Source organism: Alsobacter sp. KACC 23698, from assembly GCF_045348435.1.
Classification (GTDB): Bacteria; Pseudomonadota; Alphaproteobacteria; order Rhizobiales; family Beijerinckiaceae; genus Alsobacter.
The window spans coordinates 1,779,772-1,800,988 of the sequence record NZ_CP157484.1; the positions used below are offsets into that span (position 1 = coordinate 1,779,772).

The 21,217-nt window shown below is 68.8% G+C and carries 20 protein-coding genes; 5 read left to right on the plus strand and 15 right to left on the minus strand.

Features of this window, described 5'->3' with window-relative positions:
• The first annotated feature begins 167 nt into the window (after positions 1-167).
• Positions 168-833, plus strand: coding sequence for an ABC transporter substrate-binding protein (locus ABEG18_RS08290; protein ID WP_406857600.1), 666 nt, complete (start codon positions 168-170; stop codon positions 831-833).
• Positions 834-1,037: 204 nt separating this feature from the next.
• Here ABEG18_RS08290 and ABEG18_RS08295 read toward each other — a convergent pair whose 3' ends face one another.
• The 15 genes from ABEG18_RS08295 to ABEG18_RS08365 all read right to left on the minus strand — a co-directional run bounded on the left by ABEG18_RS08295 (position 1,038) and on the right by ABEG18_RS08365 (position 17,527).
• Complete coding sequence (locus ABEG18_RS08295; RefSeq protein WP_406857601.1) at positions 1,038-1,823, minus strand: SDR family NAD(P)-dependent oxidoreductase; 786 nt, start codon at positions 1,821-1,823, stop codon at positions 1,038-1,040.
• Positions 1,820-2,149 (minus strand): hypothetical protein, encoded by a 330-nt coding sequence (locus ABEG18_RS08300; protein WP_406857602.1) that lies wholly within the window; start codon positions 2,147-2,149, stop codon positions 1,820-1,822. The genes ABEG18_RS08295 and ABEG18_RS08300 overlap by 4 nt, the downstream gene beginning before the upstream one ends.
• Before the next feature lies 1 nt (position 2,150).
• Positions 2,151-3,485, minus strand: a complete 1,335-nt coding sequence (locus ABEG18_RS08305; RefSeq protein WP_406857603.1) for an acyclic terpene utilization AtuA family protein — start codon at positions 3,483-3,485, stop codon at positions 2,151-2,153.
• A 33-nt stretch (positions 3,486-3,518) separates the two neighbouring features.
• On the minus strand, positions 3,519-4,484 hold the full coding sequence (locus ABEG18_RS08310; protein WP_406857604.1) for a Bug family tripartite tricarboxylate transporter substrate binding protein: 966 nt from the start codon (positions 4,482-4,484) through the stop codon (positions 3,519-3,521).
• Positions 4,485-4,628: 144 nt separating this feature from the next.
• A complete protein-coding gene (locus ABEG18_RS08315; RefSeq protein ID WP_406857605.1) occupies positions 4,629-5,372 on the minus strand; it encodes a FadR/GntR family transcriptional regulator in 744 nt (247 codons plus the stop codon).
• Between the two features lie 54 nt (positions 5,373-5,426).
• Positions 5,427-6,143, minus strand: coding sequence for an ABC transporter ATP-binding protein (locus tag ABEG18_RS08320; protein WP_406857606.1), 717 nt, complete (start codon positions 6,141-6,143; stop codon positions 5,427-5,429).
• Positions 6,140-6,868 carry an ABC transporter ATP-binding protein gene (locus tag ABEG18_RS08325; RefSeq protein ID WP_406857607.1) on the minus strand — a complete coding sequence of 243 codons (729 nt, stop codon included), beginning with the start codon at positions 6,866-6,868 and terminating at the stop codon, positions 6,140-6,142. Before ABEG18_RS08325 ends, ABEG18_RS08320 begins: the two co-directional genes overlap by 4 nt.
• Positions 6,865-7,911, minus strand: coding sequence for a branched-chain amino acid ABC transporter permease (locus tag ABEG18_RS08330; protein ID WP_406857608.1), 1,047 nt, complete (start codon positions 7,909-7,911; stop codon positions 6,865-6,867). Before ABEG18_RS08330 ends, ABEG18_RS08325 begins: the two co-directional genes overlap by 4 nt.
• Positions 7,898-8,788 carry a branched-chain amino acid ABC transporter permease gene (locus tag ABEG18_RS08335; protein ID WP_406857609.1) on the minus strand — a complete coding sequence of 297 codons (891 nt, stop codon included), beginning with the start codon at positions 8,786-8,788 and terminating at the stop codon, positions 7,898-7,900. Before ABEG18_RS08335 ends, ABEG18_RS08330 begins: the two co-directional genes overlap by 14 nt.
• A gap of 59 nt (positions 8,789-8,847) precedes the next feature.
• Positions 8,848-10,074, minus strand: a complete 1,227-nt coding sequence (locus ABEG18_RS08340; RefSeq protein WP_406857610.1) for an ABC transporter substrate-binding protein — start codon at positions 10,072-10,074, stop codon at positions 8,848-8,850.
• A gap of 39 nt (positions 10,075-10,113) precedes the next feature.
• A complete protein-coding gene (locus tag ABEG18_RS08345; protein WP_406857611.1) occupies positions 10,114-11,883 on the minus strand; it encodes a hydantoinase B/oxoprolinase family protein in 1,770 nt (589 codons plus the stop codon).
• Between the two features lies 1 nt (position 11,884).
• Positions 11,885-13,903 (minus strand): hydantoinase/oxoprolinase family protein, encoded by a 2,019-nt coding sequence (locus tag ABEG18_RS08350; RefSeq protein ID WP_406857612.1) that lies wholly within the window; start codon positions 13,901-13,903, stop codon positions 11,885-11,887.
• 15 nt (positions 13,904-13,918) lie between these two features.
• Positions 13,919-15,172, minus strand: a complete 1,254-nt coding sequence (locus tag ABEG18_RS08355) for a CaiB/BaiF CoA transferase family protein (RefSeq protein ID WP_406857613.1) — start codon at positions 15,170-15,172, stop codon at positions 13,919-13,921.
• The gene (locus ABEG18_RS08360) at positions 15,169-16,131 is read right to left on the minus strand and encodes a hypothetical protein (RefSeq protein ID WP_406857614.1); all 963 of its coding nucleotides are present in this window, start codon (positions 16,129-16,131) and stop codon (positions 15,169-15,171) included. The genes ABEG18_RS08355 and ABEG18_RS08360 overlap by 4 nt, the downstream gene beginning before the upstream one ends.
• Positions 16,124-17,527, minus strand: coding sequence for a phosphotransferase family protein (locus ABEG18_RS08365; protein ID WP_406857615.1), 1,404 nt, complete (start codon positions 17,525-17,527; stop codon positions 16,124-16,126). Before ABEG18_RS08365 ends, ABEG18_RS08360 begins: the two co-directional genes overlap by 8 nt.
• A 106-nt stretch (positions 17,528-17,633) precedes the next feature.
• Between ABEG18_RS08365 and ABEG18_RS08370 the strand changes: the two genes are divergently transcribed.
• From ABEG18_RS08370 to ABEG18_RS08385, 4 genes are read left to right on the plus strand one after another with little or no spacing between them, the layout of a single operon-like run.
• Positions 17,634-18,092 carry a MaoC family dehydratase gene (locus ABEG18_RS08370; protein WP_406857616.1) on the plus strand — a complete coding sequence of 153 codons (459 nt, stop codon included), beginning with the start codon at positions 17,634-17,636 and terminating at the stop codon, positions 18,090-18,092.
• Positions 18,089-18,979, plus strand: a complete 891-nt coding sequence (locus tag ABEG18_RS08375; protein WP_406857617.1) for an HpcH/HpaI aldolase/citrate lyase family protein — start codon at positions 18,089-18,091, stop codon at positions 18,977-18,979. Before ABEG18_RS08370 ends, ABEG18_RS08375 begins: the two co-directional genes overlap by 4 nt.
• On the plus strand, positions 18,979-20,247 hold the full coding sequence (locus ABEG18_RS08380) for an acetyl-CoA hydrolase/transferase family protein (RefSeq protein ID WP_406857618.1): 1,269 nt from the start codon (positions 18,979-18,981) through the stop codon (positions 20,245-20,247). Before ABEG18_RS08375 ends, ABEG18_RS08380 begins: the two co-directional genes overlap by 1 nt.
• A gap of 33 nt (positions 20,248-20,280) precedes the next feature.
• Positions 20,281-21,213, plus strand: coding sequence for a 3-keto-5-aminohexanoate cleavage protein (locus ABEG18_RS08385; RefSeq protein WP_406857619.1), 933 nt, complete (start codon positions 20,281-20,283; stop codon positions 21,211-21,213).
• Positions 21,214-21,217: the final 4 nt, after the last annotated feature.

The window sequence follows — 21,217 nt, forward strand, 5'->3', positions numbered from 1 at the left end:
GGAACAAATAGTGGACCGGCCCAAACCCGGCTGGGCGATTGCGGGTGGGAGGCGAACGCCTCGACTAGTACGAGCCCACGCGCCCGCTGCTCGTCGGGGCTCAAACCCTGCTCGACTATCAGGCCCGCGCCGTCCGCCGTTGGGCCGGCAAGGACAAATTCAAGAACGTGCTGGTGATCCACGCGGCCGCGCCGGCCTTCGAGAAAGTCGCGCAGAACGTGGAGCCCGGCGTCAAATCCGCCGCCGCCGACGCGAAGGTCGAGATGGTGCCGGTGAAGCTCGGCACCAGCGATTATGCGCCTATCGCCCTGGAGGTGGCCCGCAAGGCTCCGGACGCGCTGGTGTTCATCGGCACGATCCAGGAGCTCTCGGCCCTCGCGAAGGAACTCAAGCAGCAGAAGGTGCAGACGCAGCTCTTCACCTATGGCGGCAATCTGAGCGCCGACCTGATCAAGATCGGCGGCGAGGCCGTGGAGGGTCTGCGCAGCGTGTCGCGGTCCTATACGGTGGAGTCCGACCAGCCGGCTGTGCGTGAATACCGCGAGGCTCTCGCCAAGTATGCGCCGAACGAGCAGCCCGACTATGGCTCGCTGTTTACCTATGCGCTGGCCAAGACCACCACGGAAGCCATTCGGCAGGCGGGCGAGCCCTTGAACCGCACCACGCTGGTGCAGGGCTTCGAGAAACTGAAGAACCACGATTCGGGCATCATCGGGAAGGTCACGCTGACGGCCGAGAAGCATCTCGGCACGACCGAAGTGCTCCGGGTGCAGATCCGCGACGGCAAGTGGGTTCCCATCGGGGACTTCGTCGACGCGCTCGGCGCCTGGTGATCCAGTGGAAGCCGGACGCGCCGCCCCGGTGGAGGGGAGGGTCGCGTCCGGCGCCAGCCGCCTCGCCAACTTGCCCGCGTGCTTTCAGCGCCCCTCATTCTTCGAGACGCATCGCCAAGGGCGATGCTCCTCAGGATGAGGGGCTTGTTGAGTTTCCGGCCAGGCTCTCAGGATGAGGGGTTGGGCATGTCGCTGCCAGCCGCCTCACGACATCGGCGTTCCGGCCATCAGGCCGCCATCGATGGAGAACGCGCTGCCGGTGCAAAAGGCGGCTTCGTCGCTGAGCACATAGGCCAGCAGGGCTGCGACCTCGTCCGGCGTCCCGTAGCGCTTGAGCGGGAGGCGGGCGAGCGATGCCCGCGCGGCCGCTTGCGGGTTCTCGGGCGCGAAGCCGTGCTCGATGTTGTGGATCATCTGCGTGTCGACCGGGCCGGGATGGAGGGTGTTGACCCTCACGCCATGTGGCGCTCCCTCGAGCGCCGCACAGCGCATGAGGCCGAGCACGGCGTGCTTGCTCGCCACATAGGGGGCCATGGCGGGGCTGCCGCGCAGGCCCGCGGTGGAGGACGTGAGGACGATTGACCCGCCCACCTGGTGCTTCATCAGCGGCAGCAGTCGGCTGAGGCCGATGAACGGGCCCCGGACATTGATCGCCATCACGCGATCGAAGTCGCCGACCTCGGCGGCGCCGAGCATCGCGACCTTGCCCTCTGTCCCGGCGTTCAGGAAGGCGCCGTCGATGCGCCCGAACGCATCGAGCGCCGCCCGGATCGCGTCATCCATGGCGCTCTCCTGGGTGATGTCGCCGGCGCTGGCGACCACGTTTCCTTCGAGCTCGCGCGCCAGAGCATCCAGGGGCTCCCGCGCTATGTCGGTGAGCACGAGCTGCGCGCCCTCCGCCGCGAGACGGCGCGCGGCCGCCCTGCCGATGCCGCCGGTCGCCCCGGTGATCAGGATGGTCTTGCCGGCGAAGCGGGCTTGCGTGGTCATGGGCTTGGCTCCCGATCCTGGCGAGCTGGCAGCTCGAGCTCCAGCAGCATCGCGCTGAGGCTCTTGCCGTGCGGGTCGAGGGCCAGCGAGCGCGTGACGCCGCCGCCCAGCGCCCTCGTCATCACAAAGTTCAGCGCCCCGATACCCGGAAGCTCGTAGCGAGCCACCTCGCCGTGGACGATTCCTGCGAACAGCGCTTTCACGCGCTCCGCGGTGACGTGCTCGACCAGAAACGCGTAGTCGCCGGGCTCATGCGCGATCAAGGCGATGTTGGAGGTGTCGCCCTTGTCGCCGGCGCGGGCGTGGGCGAGTTCGCGCAGCCGCATCTCAGGCCTCCAGCCAATGCACAGATGGGAGCGCGAGCGTCCGATCCAACAGCGCCGACGCGGCCGCGACGACCTGGCGTGCCGACCATGTCGCGCCGCCTCCTCCCGCCGGGCCGTTGATCCATACGGCCTCGACTTCGCGGCCGATGCGCTGGGCGTCCTGCAAGGTCGCGGTGCGGCCCGCCACGCGGGCGCGCACATCCAGCACCTCGCCGTCGGGCCTTGGCCCGCGGTAGACCGAGTCGACGCCGATCACGTCCATCCGAAGCTCCGAGACCGCGACGCCCAGCATGCGCAGGCGCTCCTCCACGATGGCCAGCGCCAGCCGGGCCCGGGACTCGGCGCCGGTCCCCCCATAGGAGATCTGGCCTTCGCCGATGAAGCCGTCATGGTAGCCGATGGTGACCTTGAGGCTGTCGGTGCGGGCGGAGCCGCCGCCGCCCGTGAGGCGCACGCGGTTGGGGGCCATCTGCTCGAAACGCGCGCTGGTGAAGTCGGCGACGACGTCCGGCTGGATGTAACGGGCGGGGTCGTGAACCTCGTAGAGCAGCTGCTCCTTGCAGGTGCGGAGGCTGAGTTCGCCGCCGGAGCCGTCGACCTTGCCGAGCACCGCCCCGCCATCCGCGTCTACCTCCGCGAAGGGGAAACCGAGGCGGGCGAGGCCGGCCACGTCCTTGACGCCAGGATCCGCGAAAAAGCCGCCGGTCAGCTGCGAGCCGCATTCCAGCAGGTGGCCGATGAGCGCGCCGCGGCCAAGGCGCTCCCAATCGTCCTCCCGCCAGCCGAACTCATGGACGAGGGGCGCCATGAACAGCGCCGGATCGCCCACCCGGCCGGTGATCACCACGTCGGCGCCGCCCGCCAAGGCCTCCACGATCGGGCCGACGCCCAGATAGGCGTTGGCCGAGATCGCCCGGTGGGCGATGGCGCCGAAGGCGCCGGGGCCGTCGGTGAGCGCCGGGCTGGTTTCCCGCACCTGGTCGAGCACGTCGTCGCCGAGCGCATAGGCAACTTTCATCCCGGCGAAGCCGAGCTCTCGCGCGATGGACGCGATGGCGCGGGCCGCCCCCGCCGGGTTTGCTGCGCCCATGTTGCTGACGATGCGCACGCCGTTGCGGCGGCAGACCGGCAGGACGGCGCGCATGCGCTCGTCGAGGAGCCGGTCATAGCCGGCGTTCGGGTCCTGCAGCCGGGCCTGCTGGGCGAGCGCGGTGGTGCGCTCTGCCAGACACTCGAAGACGAGGTAGTCGAGCTCGCCCTTTTCGGCGAGCTCGACGGCGGGCTCGATGCGGTCGCCGCCGAAGCCCGACCCCGCGCCGATCCTGATTGTCTTCAACGGACTGCTCCGCGGCGATCGGCGGCCATGGCGTCACTCCGCCTCGATGCCGGCTTCCTTGACGAGCGTCGTCCACTTGGCGACTTCGCTCTTCACGTAAGCCGAAAAGGCCTCGACGGACTGCGGCTGCGCTTCGATGCCGAGAGTCGCGAAGCGCTCCTTCACCTCGGGCAGCGCCAGCACGGCGTTCACCTCGCGGTTGAGCCGCTCGATGACGTCCTTGGGCGTCCCCGCCGGGGCGAAGAGGCCGGTCCAGGAAGCGAGGTCGAAATCCTTGACGGCTGTCTCATCGATGGTCGGCAGGTCGGGGGCGAGCGTGCTGCGCGCCTTGGTAGTGACGGCCAGCGCCCTGAGCGAGCCCGCCTGCACGGAGGTGACCGCCGACGACATGTCGCAGAACATGATGTTGACCCGGCCGCCGATCACGTCCGTGAGGGCAGGCGGATTGCTGCGGTAGGGCACCTTCAGCATCTGCACGCCCGCGCCTCTGGCGAAGCTCTCGGCCATCACGATGCTGGTGGAGCTTCCCGCCGCATAGGTGAGGTCGGCAGGCTTGGCTTTCGCCAGCGCGACGAGGTCGGCGACGCTTTTCACCGGAAGGTTGGGGTCGACCACCAGGAAGTAGGAGAACACGCCCGTGTGGGCGATCGGGGCGAAGTCCTTGATCGGGTCGTAGTTGAGCTTCTTGTAGAGCGCGCTGTTTGAGCCGTGGGTGGAGTTGGTGCCAAGCAGCAGCGTGTAGCCGTCCGCCGCGGCGCGCGACACCGCCGTGGTGGCGATCGCGCCCGTGGCGCCGATCCGGTTCTCGATCACGAAACCCTGGCCGAGGCGCGGCGCGAGATATTGTCCGAGGATGCGAGCCGCGGTGTCGCTGCCGCTTCCGGCCGCGAAGGGGACCACGATGGTGATGAGCCTCGTGGGATAAGACTGGGCCCCTGCGGTCGCTGTCGCCCCGACGCACGCCAGCACCGCCAGCAACGCTTTCGCCACGCTCCTCATCGCCATCTCCCTTGAACGCGCCGTCATCGGCGTCGCTTTCCGCCCACGTTGGTCGGGGCGCGAGTCTGGGATGACGTTAAGGTCTCGGGACGGCCGGAGCAACCAAAAGGTCTGATTATTTCAATGGTTGACCAAGGCATGGGATCACGCCGGTGTTTCGGCCCCGGTCGCAACCGTGGACGTCGCGATGTCGCGATAGCCGCTGACGTGGCGGTCCATGCGCTTGAACGCGGCGTCCTCATCCCGGTCGCGGATCGCCTTCAGGATCACCGTATGCGCCTTGACGGCGAGGGCCCGCAGTTCGGGCGTGGTGACGTGCTGGTAGTCCATGGCGTCTCTGACGGGCGTGGAAATCGCCTCCATGAGCGCCATCAGCGGCTCATTGCGGCTCGCCCGCGCGATGGCGAGATGCCAGTCCAGATTGATGTTTTTATAGACGGCCACGTCGTCCACCGACGCTGTGAACTGATCGTGAATGGCCTCCATCTCGGCCAGTTGCTCGTCGGTGCGATGCCGCGCTGCGAGGCGCGCCAGGGTCGGCTCCACGGCGACGCGACACTCCAGCAGCGAGTCCAGCCGGATGCCGTGCGTGCGCACGAAGAGCTCGACCGAACGCGCCACGGACGCGCGGCCGGGCAACGTCACCATGGAGCCGCCTGTCCGGCCCACCTTGGTGGTGATCAGGCCCTCCGATTCCAGCACGCGAAGCGCGTCGCGGACCGATGTCCGGCTCAGCCCCGATTCGACCACGAGGTCGCGTTCCGTGGGAAGGAAGCTGCCAGGCGTGATCTGACCCTTCACGATGAGCTCGCGCAGCCGGGTCGCCAGGATGTCCGACGCTTTTGGGACGACGACCGGCGAAATGAGCGTGTTGATCTTGATGGTCATACAGGTCTCCCCGCGTCTGTATCGATCATTCCGGCGCAATGGTCCAACTGTTTACTACAGGCCCATGTACGTTTCCTGAATGGATCGGTCGGTCAGGAACTGTGCGGCCAGCCCCGAACGCGCGATGCGGCCGTAATCGAGGATATGGGCCTCATCGGCAATCTCCAGCACCTCGGTGACGCGTTGCTCGACGATGACGACCGTGAGCCCTTCATCGCGCGCCAGGCGTGTGACGATCTCGAGCACGCGCTCGGCCATAAGGGGCGAGAGGCCCACCGAGGGTTCGTCCAGGAGCAGCAGGGTCGGCCGGCACATCAGCGCCCGCGCGATGGCGCACATCTGCCTCTCGCCGCCCGAAAGCTTGCCGGCGTGCTGGTCCTGACGCTCCAACAGGATCGGGAAGGCGTCCATGACCTCGCGCATGCGCGCGGCCATGTGTGTGCGCGCCGTCGGCGCATAGGCGCCGAGTTGCAGGTTTTCCTGCACGGTCATGAAGGGGAACAGGCGTCCGCCTTCGGGGACCAGCGCCATGCCGAGGCCCGGGAGGGCGTCGGCGCGGATGCCGGTGACGTCCTGTCCGCCGAACGTGACCCGGCCCCGGCTCGGCTTGATCAGCCCCGCGATCGTGGACAGGAGCGTCGTCTTGCCCGCTCCGTTCGCGCCGACGATCGCGGTCACGGCGCCCTTGGGCACCCGGAAGGACACCTCGTGCAGCACCGGCATGTCGTTGTAGCCGGCCGAGAGGTCCTCGACGACGAGTTGATCGCTCATGCGCGCCTCTTGCCCACATAGGCCTCGACCACTTCGGGATCGGACAAGACGTCCTCGGCCGAGCCTTCGCGCAGGAGCCTGCCGCGATTCATCACGATCACGCGCCGCGAAAAGGCTCGGACGACCTTGAGGTTGTGCTCGATGACCAGGAAGGCCACGCCGCCGGCGTTGAGGCGGTGAACCAGGTCGATGATGTCCTGCACCTCGGTCTGGTTCAGGCCCGCCATCACCTCGTCGAGCAACACGATTTGCGGCTCCATGGCGAGCGCCCGCGCCACCTCGAGGCGTCGGCGCTCGCCGAGCGTGAGGTCTCCGGCGCGGTCGCCCGCGCGTCGCGCCAGTCCGACCATGTCCAGCGCCTCGGCCGCCTTTGCGGCGGCGGCCGGCAGGGAGCGGTGGTGCAGGAAGGCGCCCACCATGCCGTTTTCGAGCACGCTCATGGACGTCAGCGTCTGGGAAATCTGAAACGTCCGGCCGAAGCCGAGCATCGCCCGCTCGTTGGGCCGCAGCGGACCTATGTCGCGGCCGCCGAAGCGGATCGCTCCGCTCGACGGCGGCAGTTGCCCAGTCAGCAGGTTGAAGAGGGTCGTCTTGCCCGCGCCGTTTGGCCCGATGATGCTGACGACCTCGCCCCGGCCGACATCGAAGCTGACCTGGTCCACGGCGCGCAGGCCGCCGAAATGGCGGGAGGCGTTCTGCACCTGCAGGAAGGGTTCGCCCGTCATGCGGTCGCTCCTTTGCGTCGCAGGCGGCCTTGGCCGCCGCTACTGCGAAACAGCGAACGGAGCCCTCCGACGATGCCCCGGCGCAGGAAGAGCGCGGTCAGCATCAGGATGAAACCGAGCACGATCAGGTTGGCGCCCGGGACCGATCCGCCGAGTTCGGCGCGCAGCCAGCTTTCCAGCGGCACGATCAGCAGCGCGCCCAGCATGGGACCGTAGATCGTGCCGATGCCGCCGATGAGCGCGATCAGCGCCATCTTCACGCCGACGTCGAAGAGCGAGAAGAGGGTGGGCGGATCGGCGACGCGCACATACATCATGTAGAGCACGCCGCCCATGCCGGTCAGCGCCGCGCTGATCGCCATGCCGGCGAGCTTGGTGCGCAGCACGTCGATGCCGGCGGCGGCCGCCGCATCTTCGTTGTCGCGAACGGCCTGCAGAGAGTAGCCGAGCCGGCTGCGGGTGACAGCCGCCATCACGACGAGGCACAGCGCCAGGAAGCCCAGCATGAGCAGGGCGTAGCTCAGCCGATCCCGGAAGATCATGTTCTGCAGTCCCGCCCGGAACGGGATCGACATCCCGCGCGAACCGCCGGTGAAGCGGTCGAAGTAGAGGGCCAGCGACAGCAGCACTTCCGTCATCGCCATCGTGGCGATGGCGAAGAACGGTCCGCGCAGGCGAAACACCGGCCAGGAGATCAGCGCGCTCAGCCCGGCCGACAGCAACGCAGCAGGCAAAAGCGCCAGCCAGGGCGACACCTGCAGGCCGATGTAGAGGTTTCCGACGGTGAACGCCCCGATGGCGAAGAACACGCTGTGGCCGAGGGAGAACTGGCCCCCGAGCCCGCCAATGATGTTCCACGCCGTCGCCAGCCCGGCGAACAGGAACGCGCTCGCCAGGATGTTGAGCGTGAAGCTGTCGCCAGACAGCACGGCGACGAGCGCTCCAAGCGCCGCCACCACGGCGAGCGTGACCGGCAGCTCGTGCCACAGCGTCTTGACGCCGCCTGTAGTGCGCCATGCGAGGCGCTGCTCACGATTGCTCACGGAGCCCCACTTCCTCTGCGCCAGCGATGCCGAAAAGCCCGGCGGGGCGGATGAGCAGAACGGCGATGAAGACCAGGAACAGAACCGCATGCTTCAGGGCCGGATCGAGGTAGAAGCCGGCGAAGGCTTCCGTCAGGCCCACGACGAAGCCGCCCACATAGGCCCCGGCGACGCTGCCCAAACCGCCAAGCACCACCACGGCGAAGGCCGGCATGATGAAGTTCATGCCGATCTGCGGCGACATGGAATAAAGCGGCGCAAGCAGGCAGCCGGCGAGGCCCGCCAGAGCGGCTCCGACGCCGAAGCTCACCATGTACATGCGTTCGACATTGATGCCCATCAGGCGGGCGGCCTTCCGATCCTGCGCTACGGCCCGGATGGCCTTGCCCGGGAGGGTGGCGCGCAGCCACCAGCCAAGAGCGCCCGCCACCACGGTGGCGGCGACCAGCACGAGGATGCGGGCCAGCGGCACCTGCACGGGGCCGAGCGAGACTGACGACTGCGCCACTGCTGAGTTGACGCTAAAGCTCACGCCCCGCGTCAGCGCCAGCACGACGTTCTCCAGCACCATCAGCAGCCCGAAGGTCGCGAAGACCTGCATCATCGGCTCGCCCTGCAGGGGCCGCAGCAGCACCCAGTAGACGAGGCAGCCCAGCGCGAACAGCGCCGGCGCGACCACCACGGGCGCGATATAGGGATCGAACCCTATCGCCACCTGGGCCGCGAAGGCGCCGTACATGCCCAGCATCACGAACTCGCCCTGGGCGAAGTTGACGATGCGGATCACGCCGAAGATGAGGTTCAGGCCGACGCTGACGAGGCTGTAAATGCCGCCCAGCAGGAGCCCGATCGCCATGATGTTCAGAAATTCGGCCACCAGAGGCTCTCCGGTTCAAGTCTTGAGGCGGGGACGCCGAAACGCTCCCGCCGACAGCGTCAGGCGCGAGGAACGTTGATGACCGAAACGCCCTCGGACGCCGCCTCGGCGGGATAGACCGCCCGCACGGCGCCTCCCTGCCACTGCGCCACGACCGGCAGGGCCCGGGTGTTCTGCATCTTGTCGTCGAACTTCACCCCGTAGCCGGTCTCATAGGTCCCGAGCGGCTTGTCCATGGCGGCGGCGGCCTTGATCACCTTCTCGTAGTCCACGGAGCCGGCGGCCTTGATCGCCTCGAACAGGATTTTCATGCCCACGAAGGCGTTCATGCCCTGCGGAGCGACCGGATCGCGGCCGAGCTTCTCGCGATAGAGCTTCAGGAACGCGCCCGCGCCGGGGCCGTATTTCTCGCTCACATCCGGGCGCGGATAGGACACGAGCAGGATGCCTTCGAGGAAGTCCTTGCCGATCGCCTCAAGCGTTTCCTTGGTGTCGCCGACGCCGCACGACATCATGGCCGCGGGCTTGAAGCCCTGGTCGCGGGCGGCCCGCAGCAGCAGGTTCGTGTCCACCACATAGGCCGTGCTGATCCAGACGTCCGGCGCGAAGTTCTTGGCGCGCAGGATCGAGTCGGTGACGTCGATCGCCTTGGCGCTGTGCGAGCCGATGCCGACCGTGACGCCGGCCGCCTTGAACAGCCGCTGCTGCTCCAGCGCGATCGAGGTGCCGTAGGCCGAGTCCTCGTGCTCGATCCAGACCTTCAGGTCCTTGGGCTGCTTGTTGAGCTTTGCGCCCACGACCTTGATGGCGCCTTCCACGGCCCGGGACGCGAACTCGTTGCTGCTCGGGCCCGTGCGCACGAAATTGGGGAGCCCCCGGTCGGTGAGGTCGCGCGCCAGCGCGTTGGTCTCCCAATAGAGCTTGTTGTAGTTCAGCGCGCTCTCGCTGGCGGCGTTGGAGATGGCGGTCACATAGGTGCCGGCCAGGATGTCGACCTTGTCGCGCCCGACGAGCTGCTCCACCGCGCCGATGCCCTCCTGCGCCGAGGTGGCGTTGCCGCGCACGATCTGGACCTGTCGGCCGAGGAGGCCGCCCTGGCCGTTGACCCACTCGGCTGCGAGTTCGTAGCAGCGGGTGACCTCGTCGCCATACTGGGCCATCGCGCCCGAATAGGGGTTCACGGCCCCGATCTTGATTGGCGCGCCCTGCGCGAAGCTGGCGCGTGAACCGGCCGCGAAGGCCGCCCCGGCCGCCAAGACCCCGAATTGCCGTCTGGTGATGGTCATTTCGTCCTCCCGCTGTGTTTTCTTGTTTGCGCGTCGTTTCTAGCCAGCGCGGCGCTGTTTTGGCCGCATCCCGCTCCGCTTCGCCCGGCTGCGTTCCGCGTCGAGCGCGTAGACAGGGCGATCGCCGATCATCCGCCTGGAGCCGACCACCGCCCCGTAGACGGACTCCGCCGCCTCGGCGTCGATGAACCCGCCGTTCAGGTCCGCCTCAACCGCCGCAAGGTCGCGATCGAGCGGATTTCCGAAGCCGCCGCCGCCCGGCGAACCGAGATGGAAGCTGTCGCCGGCCGCGAAGGGGATCTTCTCGGCCTTGCTGCGCATGGGCGGGATCCAGGTCTTCCCGCCCGTCCGGAGTTCAACGCTGTTGGGGGCGGCCGGCGAGCCGCCCTGCACGCCGAAGGGCGCATGGTCGACGCGGTCGCCGAGAATGGACACCACCGCGTCCGAGAGGGTCTCGATCTCGTAATGCGACCCGCAGCCGCCGCGGTGCATGCCGGCGCCGCCGGAGCCCTCGCGCACGCCATAGCTGCGGAAGCGCACGGGGTAGCGATGCTCGGACATCTCCACCGACATGAATTTGGCCATGGAGCCCGGCGGCGTGCCGTTCAGCAGCCCGTCAGACGCCTGGCAGGCCCCATAGCCGCCCGGGTAGGGATAGACCGCGACGAAATACTTGCCCGTCGCCGGATGCCTGCCCGACACGGTGGCCACGCCGGTGGTGCCGAACGGCGCGGCGGGCGTGTGCTCCGGAATGGCCTGCGCGAGCGCCCCGAACACCACGTCGACGATGCGCTGCGTGACGTCGGTGGTTCCGCCCACAGCCGAAGGGTACTCGGCAGCCAGGATGCTCGGCTTCGGGATCACGAACCGCGCCGGCCGGAATGCGCCGCCGCTCACCGGGGCCTCGGGGAAGATGTGCTTCAGCGCCACGAGGCAGAGCGAGCGCGTGGTCGCGTCCGAGATGTTCATCGGCCCGACGGCCTTGGCCGAGGTGCCGGTGAAGTCGAATGTCAGGTCCGACCCCGACACCGTGACGGCGAGCGCCACCGTGAGCGGCTCGTCGACGACGCCGTCATTGTCGAAATAGTCCGTGATCCGGTAGGTCCCGTCGGGGATCTCGGCGATGTAGGAGCGCATCTCGCCTTCCGAGCGGCGCATCATCTCGTCCATGCAGGACTTGAGAACGTCGGCCCCATAGCGGCCCACCAGCGCGTCGAGGCCACGGCGGCCGAGGCTGAAGACGTTGGTCATGGCCTCGAGATCGCCCAGCAGCTGCTGCGGCAGCCGCACATTGGCGGTGATCATCGCCACCACGGCCTCGTTGCGCCGGCCCTCCTCGAAGAGGCGCAGCGGCGGGATGATGATGCCTTCCTGGTGGATCTCGCGCGCCGTCGGCGCCCAGCCGCCCGGCACGCTGCCGCCCATGTCCATCCAGTGGCCGGTGTTGGCGAAGAGCGCGAACAGCTTGCCATCAACGAAATGCGGCGACACGAGCACGACGTCGTTGAGATGCGTGCCGCTCAGATAGGGGTCGTTGGTGATCCAGACGTCCCCCGGCCTGAAGCCGCCGGCCGCCTCCGCGATCGGGATCAGCCGCTGCACGGTGAACTGCATGTTGGCGAGGAACATCGGCAGCCCGTAGCCGCCCTGCGCGATGGTCTCGCCTGTGGTCGGCTCGTAGAGGCCGTGCGCGCAGTCGTTGGTTTCCGAGATGATGGGCGAGAGCGCCGCCCGGATGAGATGCAGGTCCATCTCGTCCGCGATCTGCTCCAGGGCGCCGCGAACCACGGCGAGCGTCACCGGATCCATGTCAGGCCACCTCGATCAGGATGTTGCCGAAGGCGTCGACCCTGGCGTGCATGCCGGGCTCGACCACGCTGGTGGTGTCCGCCTGCTCGATGATGGCGGGGCCGTCGAAGACCATGCCGGGCGACAAGGCCGTCCGGTCATAGATCGGCGTGCGCTTCCAGCCGCCGAAATACACGTCGCGGTGGTCGCGCACCGGGGCGGCGCGATGCTCCAGCCGGCCGGGCGCGCTCGCCGGCTTGGCCCGCACGCCCTGGACGGCCGTTTTCAGGCCGACCAGCACGACCGGGATGTCGCCCAGGACGTTGCCGTATTCCAGCCGGTAGACCTCCTCGAAGGCCTGCTCCATGCGGGCGTGGTCCCAGGACGGCTCCACGGCGGCGCGCAGCGTATGGATCTGGCCGAGATAGGACATCTCGGCCGCATGCGAGACCGCCACGGTGTCGAGCGGCGTGCCGCTGGCGGCCAGGCGCTCCTCGCCCTCGCGGCGCTGGCGGGTGAGCACCTCGCTCACGAATGTCGGCGGGACCTCGGCCAGCGGCGTCTCCACCGTCTGGGAGAGGTCGTAGCGCAGGTCCGCGACCGCGCAGCCCAGCGCGCAGAGCACGCCCGGATGCGGCGGCAGCAGCATGGTGCGGATGCCGACCTCGCGCATGATCGCCGCGCCGTGCAACGGCCCCGCGCCGCCGAACGCCACGAGCGCAAAGTCGCGCGGATCGTGCCCCTGCTCGACGCTCAGGAGGCGGGTGCGGCGCGCCATCACGTGATCCACGATGGTCAGGATCGCCTCCGCGGTCTGCTCGACGCCGAGGCCCAGCGGCTCGCCGAGCTTCGCCATCGCGGCGCGAGCGCCCTCGACGTCGAGGCGGGTGAGATGCTTCATGCCGATCGGATGCGCGGCGTTGATGCGCCCCAGCACCGCGTTCGCGTCCGTGACGGTGGGCTCCACGCCGCCGCGGCCGAAGCACACCGGTCCCGGCACGGCGCCGGCGCTGCGCGGCCCGACCTGCAAGGTGCCGCCGCGATCCAGAAACGCGATGCTGCCGCCGCCGGCGCCGATCGTGTGCACGTCGATCATGGGCAACCGCAGCGGCACGCGAAAGTCGAGCTCGGTGGTTTCGGCGATCCGCGGCGCGCCGTTCACCACCACGGCGACGTCGTAGCTGGTGCCGCCCATGTCGCCCGTGATCACGTGCGTGAAGCCCGCCTCGGCGGCGAGCCGCGCCGCCGCCATCACGCCGGCCGCCGGCCCGGAGCGCACGATGTTGGCCGCCCGCTGTGACAGCTGCGACAGCGGGATGAGCCCGCCATTGGACTGCATCACCAGCGTCTGGCGTCCGAATCCCAGTTCGCCGAGCTTGTCGGTGAGATTGCGGGCGTAGCGCGACACGAGCGGCTGCAGATAGGCCTGCACGGTCGCCGTGCTGGTGCGCTCGAACTCGTAATACTCGCGCACCACGTCGCTGGAGATCACGACCTCCCAGCCCGGGTTGGCGGCCTGCACGATCTCCCTGGCGCGGCGCTCATGGGCCGGGTTGGCGTAGGCGTGCAGAAACGAAATCACCACGGCGTCCACCGGCTCGCGGGCCAGCGCAGCCGCCAATCGCTCCAGCCCCGCCTCGTCCAGTGGCGTCAGCACCTCGCCGCGATGGTCGAGGCGCTCCTCGACCTCCCAGCGCATCTCGCGCGGGATCAGCGGCTGCTGCACGCCCGTGAGGCCATACATGCGTTGCCGGTCGCGGCGGCCCAGCTCCAGGATGTCGCGGAAGCCCTGCGTGGTGATCAGCGCGCATCGGGCGCCGCGGCGCTCGATCACCGCGTTGGTCGCGATGGTGGTGCCGTGCAGGATCACGTCCAGCGACGCCGGCGCCGCGCCGACCGCCTTCAGGGCGTCGATCAGCCCGCGGCTGGGGTCGTCCGGCGTCGACGGCACCTTCAGCACTGCATCCACGCTCAGGCCGTCGGCCGAGTAGAACAAGTCGGTGAACGTGCCGCCCACGTCGATGCCAACGATTCCGCCCATGGCGCGTCCCGCTCTCTAAGCTTGCGTGCGCGACAGGCGCGGCAGCGCCTGTGCGATCGTGGCGTCGTCCCAGCCGAGCCGCTCGCGCAGCACGGCGGCGGTGTCGGCGCCGAGGAGGTGGCTGGGCTCCAGCGTGCGGAGCGGCGCGCCCGCGTAGCGCAGCGGCGAGTGCTGCACGACGATGCGGCCGAGCTCCGGGTGGTCCTGCCATTGCAGCGAGCCGCGCGCGTGCATGTTGGGGTCGTTCACGACCTCCTCGAGGTCGCGCACCGGCGCGCACGGCACCTTGTTGGCCATCAGCGCCTGGAAAGCCTCTTCCTTGGTCCGCTGGCTCGTCCAGGCGGTCACCAGCGCATCAACGGCGTCCATGGCGGCGACGCGCAGCTTCAGGCTGGCGAAGCGCGGCTCCTCGGCCAGCTCCGGCCGGCCCATGGTCCGCACCAGCGAGGCCCAGTGCGCGTCGCCGACGCAGATGATTGCGATCCAGCCGTCGCTGGTCGGGTAGACGTTGTAGGGGGCCTCGGCGAGGCCGCCATGGCGGTTGCCGGTGCGCGGCGGCGGCGGGTTCTCGGCGCTGCGCTGGCCCCAGAACATGCCGAGGCTGGAGCTCAGCGATGGGTACACGGCGTCCTGCATGGCGACTTCGAGCTTGCGCGCCACGCCGGTGCGCTCGCGCTCGAACAGGGCCGTCGCGATGGCGCCATAGAGATGCACTCCCGCGAAGAAATCGCACAGCGCAGGGCCAGCCTTGACGGGCGGGCGATCCGGGTAGCCGGTCGTGCTCATCACGCCCGCCATGGCCTGGACCGTGAGGTCCATGGCTGGGTAGTTGCGGTAGGGCCCATCGCTGCCGAAGCCCGAGCTGGAGGCGTAGATCAGGCGCGGGTTGAGCGCCTGAAGCACGTCCGCGCCGAGGCCGAGGCGCTCCATCGCGCCCGGCGCGAAGTTCTCCACCAGGACGTCGGCGTCGCGGACCAGGTCGCGCAGCGCCGCCTTGCCTTCCTCGGCCTTCAGGTCGAGGACCACGCATTGCTTGCAGGCGTTGAGCATCGCGAAGGGCAGGGCGGCTCCGCCCACCACGCCCCGGCGGCGCAGCGGCTCGCCGCCCGGCGGCTCGATCTTGATCACGGTGGCGCCCGCGGCCGCCATCAGGAACGTCGCGTAGGGGCCGTTGTAGATCTGGCTGAGGTCGATCACGACTACGCCGTCGAGCGGCTGGCGCGCGCTGTCCGGCGTCTGCGGCGCGGTGGTCCGGTCGGCGAGGCTCACGAGGCGCGTCCCTCCCTGGCGTCGCGGCGGAAGGCCGACCAGCGATGGACGGGCCACATGTCCTGGTCCTCTCCGTGGCCCGTCTTGCCGTTGATCGTCCACTCGATCAGGCCGTTGCTGTCGATAAAGCTGTGGCGGTTGATGATGATGCCGCTGAGCCGGCGACCTGTCGCCTGGAGGTCGCGCCCGAACTCGTCCTTGGCCTCGATGGCGATTTTTTCGACGACGCCGGTCTGCGGATCGCGCTCGACGACGCGGCGGCCTGACACGAGGTCGCCGATCTTGCCGTCCTTGATCATGAAGCCGTAGGCGATCGGATCCGACTCGTCGTTCCACTTGGTGACCGCCAGGAAGGCGTCGTCCGGCGAGGCGATTCCGGTCACATAGGCGCTCTTGCCCGGGCGATGTTCCGGCCGCGGGCCCCAGCTGCGGTCGCGGATGGCGTAGCAGTCGATCGGGATGCGTTCACCGTGCAGGACGATCTCGCCCGTCACGTGACCGAACTGGTCGAAGTGATTGAGATTTTTGAATGAAGAGTCGCCCTTGCGGAGCGGGCGCGCCGGCATCACGGCCTCAAAGGTGAGGTCGACGCGCAGCCGGTCCTCGTCCTCGAAGCCGATCGCATAGCGCTTCAGCGGCTCCAGAGCCTTGATCCTGACGCCGGTTGGCAGGGTGATGTCGGTGAGATCCTGGTCCTTAGGCAGCCGCAAGGCCGTGTAGTTGGCGGAGTAGGGCACTTCCCACGGAACCACGGCCGTTTCGTCCCAGATCCAGCATCCGCCCGCGATCGTGCCGATGTTCGGGCGCGCCATGCTGTAGAGCCAGCCGCCAAGCTTGCGCTCCGGGTTGCAGAAGGCGAACCAGGCGGTCTCCGTTTCCCACCAGCGATCGCTCATCTGGTCGAAATGGAAGCTGTCGTCCCTCGCCGTGAACGGCGAGTCGAGGGCGGCGTCAGACATGGTCGGTCTCGGATCGTGTCAGTGGGGGGAAACTGCGGCCAGCGAGGCCACCTGACGAGGAGGCGGCCAGTTCGGCGTCGCGGGCGACGCTGCCGGCGAAAAAGGCCAGGGCGGTCTCGAACGGAATGCGACCGGCCTTCAGCGCTTCGCCGAGCCTGGCCATGCCGTCCTGCAGCGAGGCCGGACGTTCGCCGAGCAGACTGGCCAGCTCGTCGCATTCGGTCGCCTCGATTAGAGGCCCGTAGCGATCATAGGCGCGCAGGTACTTGATCACCTTGGCGGCGTTCTTGGCGGCCGCGACCACGCCGGGCTCCGCGCTGACGTCGGCGATGTCGTGCCGCAACTCGTGCAGCACATGGTCGAACAGCGCTCCGCGTTCGGTCCTGGGCGCGTGCAGCGGCGGCCTCGGCGGCAGCGCCACCCCGGTGGCTTCCGCCATGGCGGTCACCAGAAGGCGACGGTTCAGCGCCCGCGAGACGATCGAGTTGCCGGGCAGCCCGGTGACGTTGCGGTGGCGGATGATCACCACGCGGGTCGAGACGAACACCCGATGATAACGGATGCGATCGAGATCCGCGGCTGCGCCCATCAGGTCGCCATATTCGCGGATGCGTGCGGCGAAATCGGGCACGGGCTCCATCACGCAGCGCATGGAGAACCACGCCAAGTCTTCCATGGGATCGCCCGGATGCGCCAGCTCCCAGTCGAGCAGGGCAGTGAAGTGGCCGTTCTCGAACAGGAAGTTGCCCGGTCCCGCGTCGCCATGCACCAGCACGGGCCGACCTTCCGGCTCGGGAACATGGGATTCGAGCCAGGCCAGCGCAAAGTCGATCAGCGGGTCGCCTTCGCGGGTTTCCTCGTACATGGCCCGCCAGATGGCGAGTTCCCGGCGCACGCAGTCGGCGATCGTCGATTCGGCGTCGAAGACCTGCAGTCCCGTCGCGGGGATGCGGTGCAGGGTCGCCAGCGCCTCGACGAATTCGCGGGCGATCGTCTCGCGCTCGCTCTCGTCGGTGACGCGCCGGTAATCGGCGCGGCCGGGCGCCCGCTCGGTCAGGATCGCCTGGTGGCCGGGATGCACGGCGATGAGCCTGGGCGCCGGGACGGCGCTGCCGCTCAGGGCCCTGTAGAATTCGGCCTCGCGCCACACGGTGTAGGGCTCGGCCGAGGGCGGCCGGGGCGGCTGATAACGCAGATAAAGCTGTTCCACCCGCGAGTCGGCGTCCACGTCGACCGCCCAGGAGCGGCAGCGGTTGCCGCCGCTGATCTGCTGCCAGCGCGTGACGGTTCCGCCCGTCTCGGCCTGGATCCAGTCCCGGAGCTCATCCGGGCTGGCCGGCCGGTTGGCGGCGGAGTCCTGCTTGTCGACAGGCCGATGATCCGGCTCGATGCCCAACGGAGCGCTTCCCTGTTTCGTTGCTCCAACGATAGGGGGCTCGACAACGCTGTGCAACTAAATTATCAGACCATATAAAAGAGCGATGTTATGGGAGGTTCCGGCGATGGCTGGGCTCTACTTCGACGAACTCACGGTGGGGCAGGTCTTCCGCCACGAGATCCGGCGCACGATCACGGAGACGGACAATGTCTGGTTCAGCGCCATCACGCACAATCCCGCCTATCTGCATCTCGACGAGGAGTACTGCCGGACCGAAACGGAGTTCGGGCAGCGCCTCGTCAACAGCGCGTTCACGCTGGGGCTGATGGTGGGCATCTCGGTCGGCGACACAACGCTTGGCACGGCGGTGGCCAATCTGGGCTGGGACGAGGTGCGCTTCCCCAGGCCGCTGTTCCATGGCGACACCATCCGGGTCGAAACCGAGGTGGTCGAGCTGCGCGAAAGCCGGTCCCGGCCCGAGGCCGGCATCGTGGTGTTCCTGCATCGCGCCTTCAACCAGCGCAACGAGCTCGTCGCCCACTGCAAGCGCTCCGGCCTGCAGCGTAAGAGGCCAGCGGCATGACGCTCCGGTCCTTTCTGTTCGTCCCCGGCGACAGCGAAAAGAAGCTCGCCAAGGGCGCCGGCTCGGGCGCCGACGCGCTCATCCTGGACCTCGAGGATTCGGTCGCGCCGACCCGCAAGGCGCTGGCGCGCGACATGGTGCGCGACTACCTCGCAGCGCCGCGCGCGGGCGGGTCGGAGCTGTGGGTGCGCATGAACCCGCTCGCGGACGGAGGCCTCGACGATCTCGTCGGCGTGGTCCGGGCTGCCCCCGACGGCATTGTGGTCCCCAAGGTGGACGGCCCGGCCGACCTCGTACGCATCAGCGCCTTTCTGGACGCGCTGGAGCGCCGCGACGGCGTAGCCAGGCCGATCCGTCTGCTGCCGGTGGCGACGGAGACGCCCCGGGCGCCGTTCGGGCTGGCGCATTATCACGACACGCCGGTGCCGCGCCTCTTCGGGCTGACCTGGGGCGCGGAGGACCTCAGCACGGCGGTGGGGGCCAGCACAAACCGCGACCGGTCGGGCCAGTGGGCCTTCACCTACCGGATGGTGCGCTCGCAGTGCCTGCTGGCCGCCAAGGCCTGCGGCGTGGCTGCGATCGAGACGCTCTACGCCGATTTCCGCGACGACGCGGGCCTGCGGGAGGACTGCGCAGAGGCGTCCCGCGAGGGTTTCACCGGCCGCATCGCCATCCACCCGGACCAGGTCGCCGGCATCAACGAGGCGTTCTCGCCGTCTCCGGCCGAAATCGAGCACGCCCGGCGGGTGGTGGAAGCGTTTTCGGCCGCTCCAGGCGTCGGCGTGGTTGGCCTCGACGGCAAGATGCTGGACATTCCGCACCTGAAGCAGGCCGAGCAAGTCTTGGCCCGCGCGGACGCGATCTCCAGCCGCGGAGCGAGGTCCTGATGGCCGCGACCGCCGCCACCGCCGCGCCGCGCCGCGCCGCCGACCCGGCCGGGCTGGTCCGGCTGCTGTCGCCGGGCGATCGGGTGTTTCTGCCGGGTGCGGGCGCGGAGGTTCCGGCCCTGATGAACGCGCTTTGCACCCCGGATGCGCCGCCGCTGCACATCACGGCGAGCTTCGTGCCGGGCATCAACCCCGTGCCGCTGGAGCGCTTGCCGGAAGGCTCCACCTGGTCCAGCACCTTCGCGCCGCCGACGCCGGCCGGCTCGCAGGCGACCGGGCGCTTCCGCCATTTGCCGATGTCCTATGGCGTGTTCGCCTCCCACTTGCGCGGCGCCGAGTTCGACGTCGGCTTCGTGCATGTCTCGCCGCCTGACGGGCAGGGCGTGTGCTCGCTGGGCGTCGCCGTCGAGTTCACGCCCATCGTGCTGAAGCGCTGCCGGCGCGTCTTAGCGGTGGTCAATCCGCGGATGCCGCGCATTCCCGGCGCTGAAACCGTCGATCTTGCGTGCGCCGACGCGGTGCTGGAGCTCGACTCGCCCCTGCGCGAGTACGATGTGGGCGCGCCGTCCGCCCAGGCGACCCGGATCGCCGAGCTGATCGCGCCTTTCGTGGCCGATCGCTCGACCCTGCAGGTCGGCCTCGGCAAGACGCCGGATGCGCTGATGCGCATGGTCGCCGACCGGCGGGGCCTGCGCCTGCATTCCGGTATGCTGTCGGACGCCGCGCGCCTCCTCGCGGACAGCGGCGCCCTGGACGCGTCCGCGCTGCACGCAAGCTGCGTGCATGTCGGCACGGCCGGCTACTACGACTGGCTCGCCGGCCGCGACGACTTCGCCGTGCGAGCCTGCGACTTCACGCACGCAGCCGCCACGCTGGCCGGCCTGCCGCGCCTTGTCGCCGTGAACTCGGCGCTGAGCGTCGATTTGTTTGGACAGGCCAATCTCGAGATGCTCGACGGCCGCATGGTCAGCGGCGTCGGCGGCGCGGCGGACTTCGCGCATGCGGCCAGCCTCGCGCCCGACGGCGTGAGCATCATCGCGCTGCCAGCGGCGTCAGGGCGCAGCGCGGTCTCGCGGATCACGCCCCGGTTGGAAGGCGTGTGCTCGCTGCCGCGGCACGCCATCGACGTCGTCGTCACCGAGCACGGCGTAGCCGACTTGCGCGGCCTGTCCGTGATGGACCGGGCCGAGCGCCTCATCGCCGTTGCGGGCCCGGAGCATCGCGGCGCTCTGCAGGACGCCTGCAAGGACATCGCCGCGCGGCTCTGAGCGCAGGCGCAGGCGCAAATTGGGAATACGCATATGAAGCGAGCCGAGAAGGTCATCATCAGCTGCGCCATCACGGGGTCGATCCACACCCCCAGCATGTCGCCGCACCTGCCGGTCACGCCGGAACAAATCGCACAGAGCGCCATCGGGGCCGCCAGGGCGGGCGCGGCGATCCTCCATTTGCACGCCCGCAACCCGGAGACGGGCCGGCCGACGCAGGATCCCGAGATGTTCAAGCGCTTCCTGCCGGCCATCAAGGCAGGCTGCGACGGCATCATCAACATCACCACCGGCGGCGGCCTCGGCATGACGCTGGACGAACGGCTGGCGGCGGCGAAATGGGCCCAGCCCGAGATCGCGTCCATGAACATGGGCTCGCTCAATTTCAACATCTCGGCCGCGGGCGGACGCATCGCGTCGTTCAAGAACGACTGGGAGCAGCCCTATCTGGAGATGACCAAGGACTTCATTCTCTCCAACACCTTCACGCAGATCGAGCGCGGCATGACGGAGCTCGGCGCCTTCGGCACCCGCTTCGAGTTCGAGTGTTACGACGTCGGGCACCTCTACAACCTCGCCCATTTCGCCGACCGCGGGCTGGTGAAGCCGCCCTTCTTCGTCCAGTCGATCTTCGGCATCCTCGGCGGCATCGGGCCCGAGCCCGAGAACCTGATGCACATGAAGGCGACGGCCGACCGGCTGTTCGGGCAGGACTACAACCTCTCCATCCTGGCGGCCGGCCGCCACCAGCTTCCCTTCGTGACCATGGGAGCGATCCTGGGCGGCAACGTCCGCGTCGGGCTGGAGGACAACCTCTATCTCGGCAAGGGCCAACTCGCGCCGTCCAACGCCGATCAGGTCGCCAAGATCCGCCGCATCCTGGAGGAGCTGTCGCTCGAGGTCGCCACGCCCGACGACGCCCGCCGCATGCTTGGAACCAAGGGCGCCGCCAACGTCGCCTTCTAGGAGC

Excerpts from the sequence above, each read along its gene's own strand:
- ABEG18_RS08345 (WP_406857611.1), bottom strand. The coding sequence starts at position 11,883 with ATGGATCCGGTGACGCTCGCCGTGGTTCGCGGCGCCCTGGAGCAGATC.
- ABEG18_RS08340 (WP_406857610.1), bottom strand. The coding sequence starts at position 10,074 with ATGACCATCACCAGACGGCAATTCGGGGTCTTGGCGGCCGGGGCGGCC.
- ABEG18_RS08360 (WP_406857614.1), bottom strand. The coding sequence starts at position 16,131 with ATGTCTGACGCCGCCCTCGACTCGCCGTTCACGGCGAGGGACGACAGC.
- ABEG18_RS08295 (WP_406857601.1), bottom strand. The coding sequence starts at position 1,823 with ATGACCACGCAAGCCCGCTTCGCCGGCAAGACCATCCTGATCACCGGG.
- ABEG18_RS08310 (WP_406857604.1), bottom strand. The coding sequence starts at position 4,484 with ATGAGGAGCGTGGCGAAAGCGTTGCTGGCGGTGCTGGCGTGCGTCGGG.
- ABEG18_RS08380 (WP_406857618.1), top strand. The coding sequence starts at position 18,979 with ATGGCCGCGACCGCCGCCACCGCCGCGCCGCGCCGCGCCGCCGACCCG.
- ABEG18_RS08385 (WP_406857619.1), top strand. The coding sequence starts at position 20,281 with ATGAAGCGAGCCGAGAAGGTCATCATCAGCTGCGCCATCACGGGGTCG.
- ABEG18_RS08300 (WP_406857602.1), bottom strand. The coding sequence starts at position 2,149 with ATGCGGCTGCGCGAACTCGCCCACGCCCGCGCCGGCGACAAGGGCGAC.
- ABEG18_RS08350 (WP_406857612.1), bottom strand. The coding sequence starts at position 13,903 with ATGGGCGGAATCGTTGGCATCGACGTGGGCGGCACGTTCACCGACTTG.
- ABEG18_RS08370 (WP_406857616.1), top strand. The coding sequence starts at position 17,634 with ATGGCTGGGCTCTACTTCGACGAACTCACGGTGGGGCAGGTCTTCCGC.
- ABEG18_RS08325 (WP_406857607.1), bottom strand. The coding sequence starts at position 6,868 with ATGACGGGCGAACCCTTCCTGCAGGTGCAGAACGCCTCCCGCCATTTC.
- ABEG18_RS08315 (WP_406857605.1), bottom strand. The coding sequence starts at position 5,372 with ATGACCATCAAGATCAACACGCTCATTTCGCCGGTCGTCGTCCCAAAA.
- ABEG18_RS08375 (WP_406857617.1), top strand. The coding sequence starts at position 18,089 with ATGACGCTCCGGTCCTTTCTGTTCGTCCCCGGCGACAGCGAAAAGAAG.
- ABEG18_RS08320 (WP_406857606.1), bottom strand. The coding sequence starts at position 6,143 with ATGAGCGATCAACTCGTCGTCGAGGACCTCTCGGCCGGCTACAACGAC.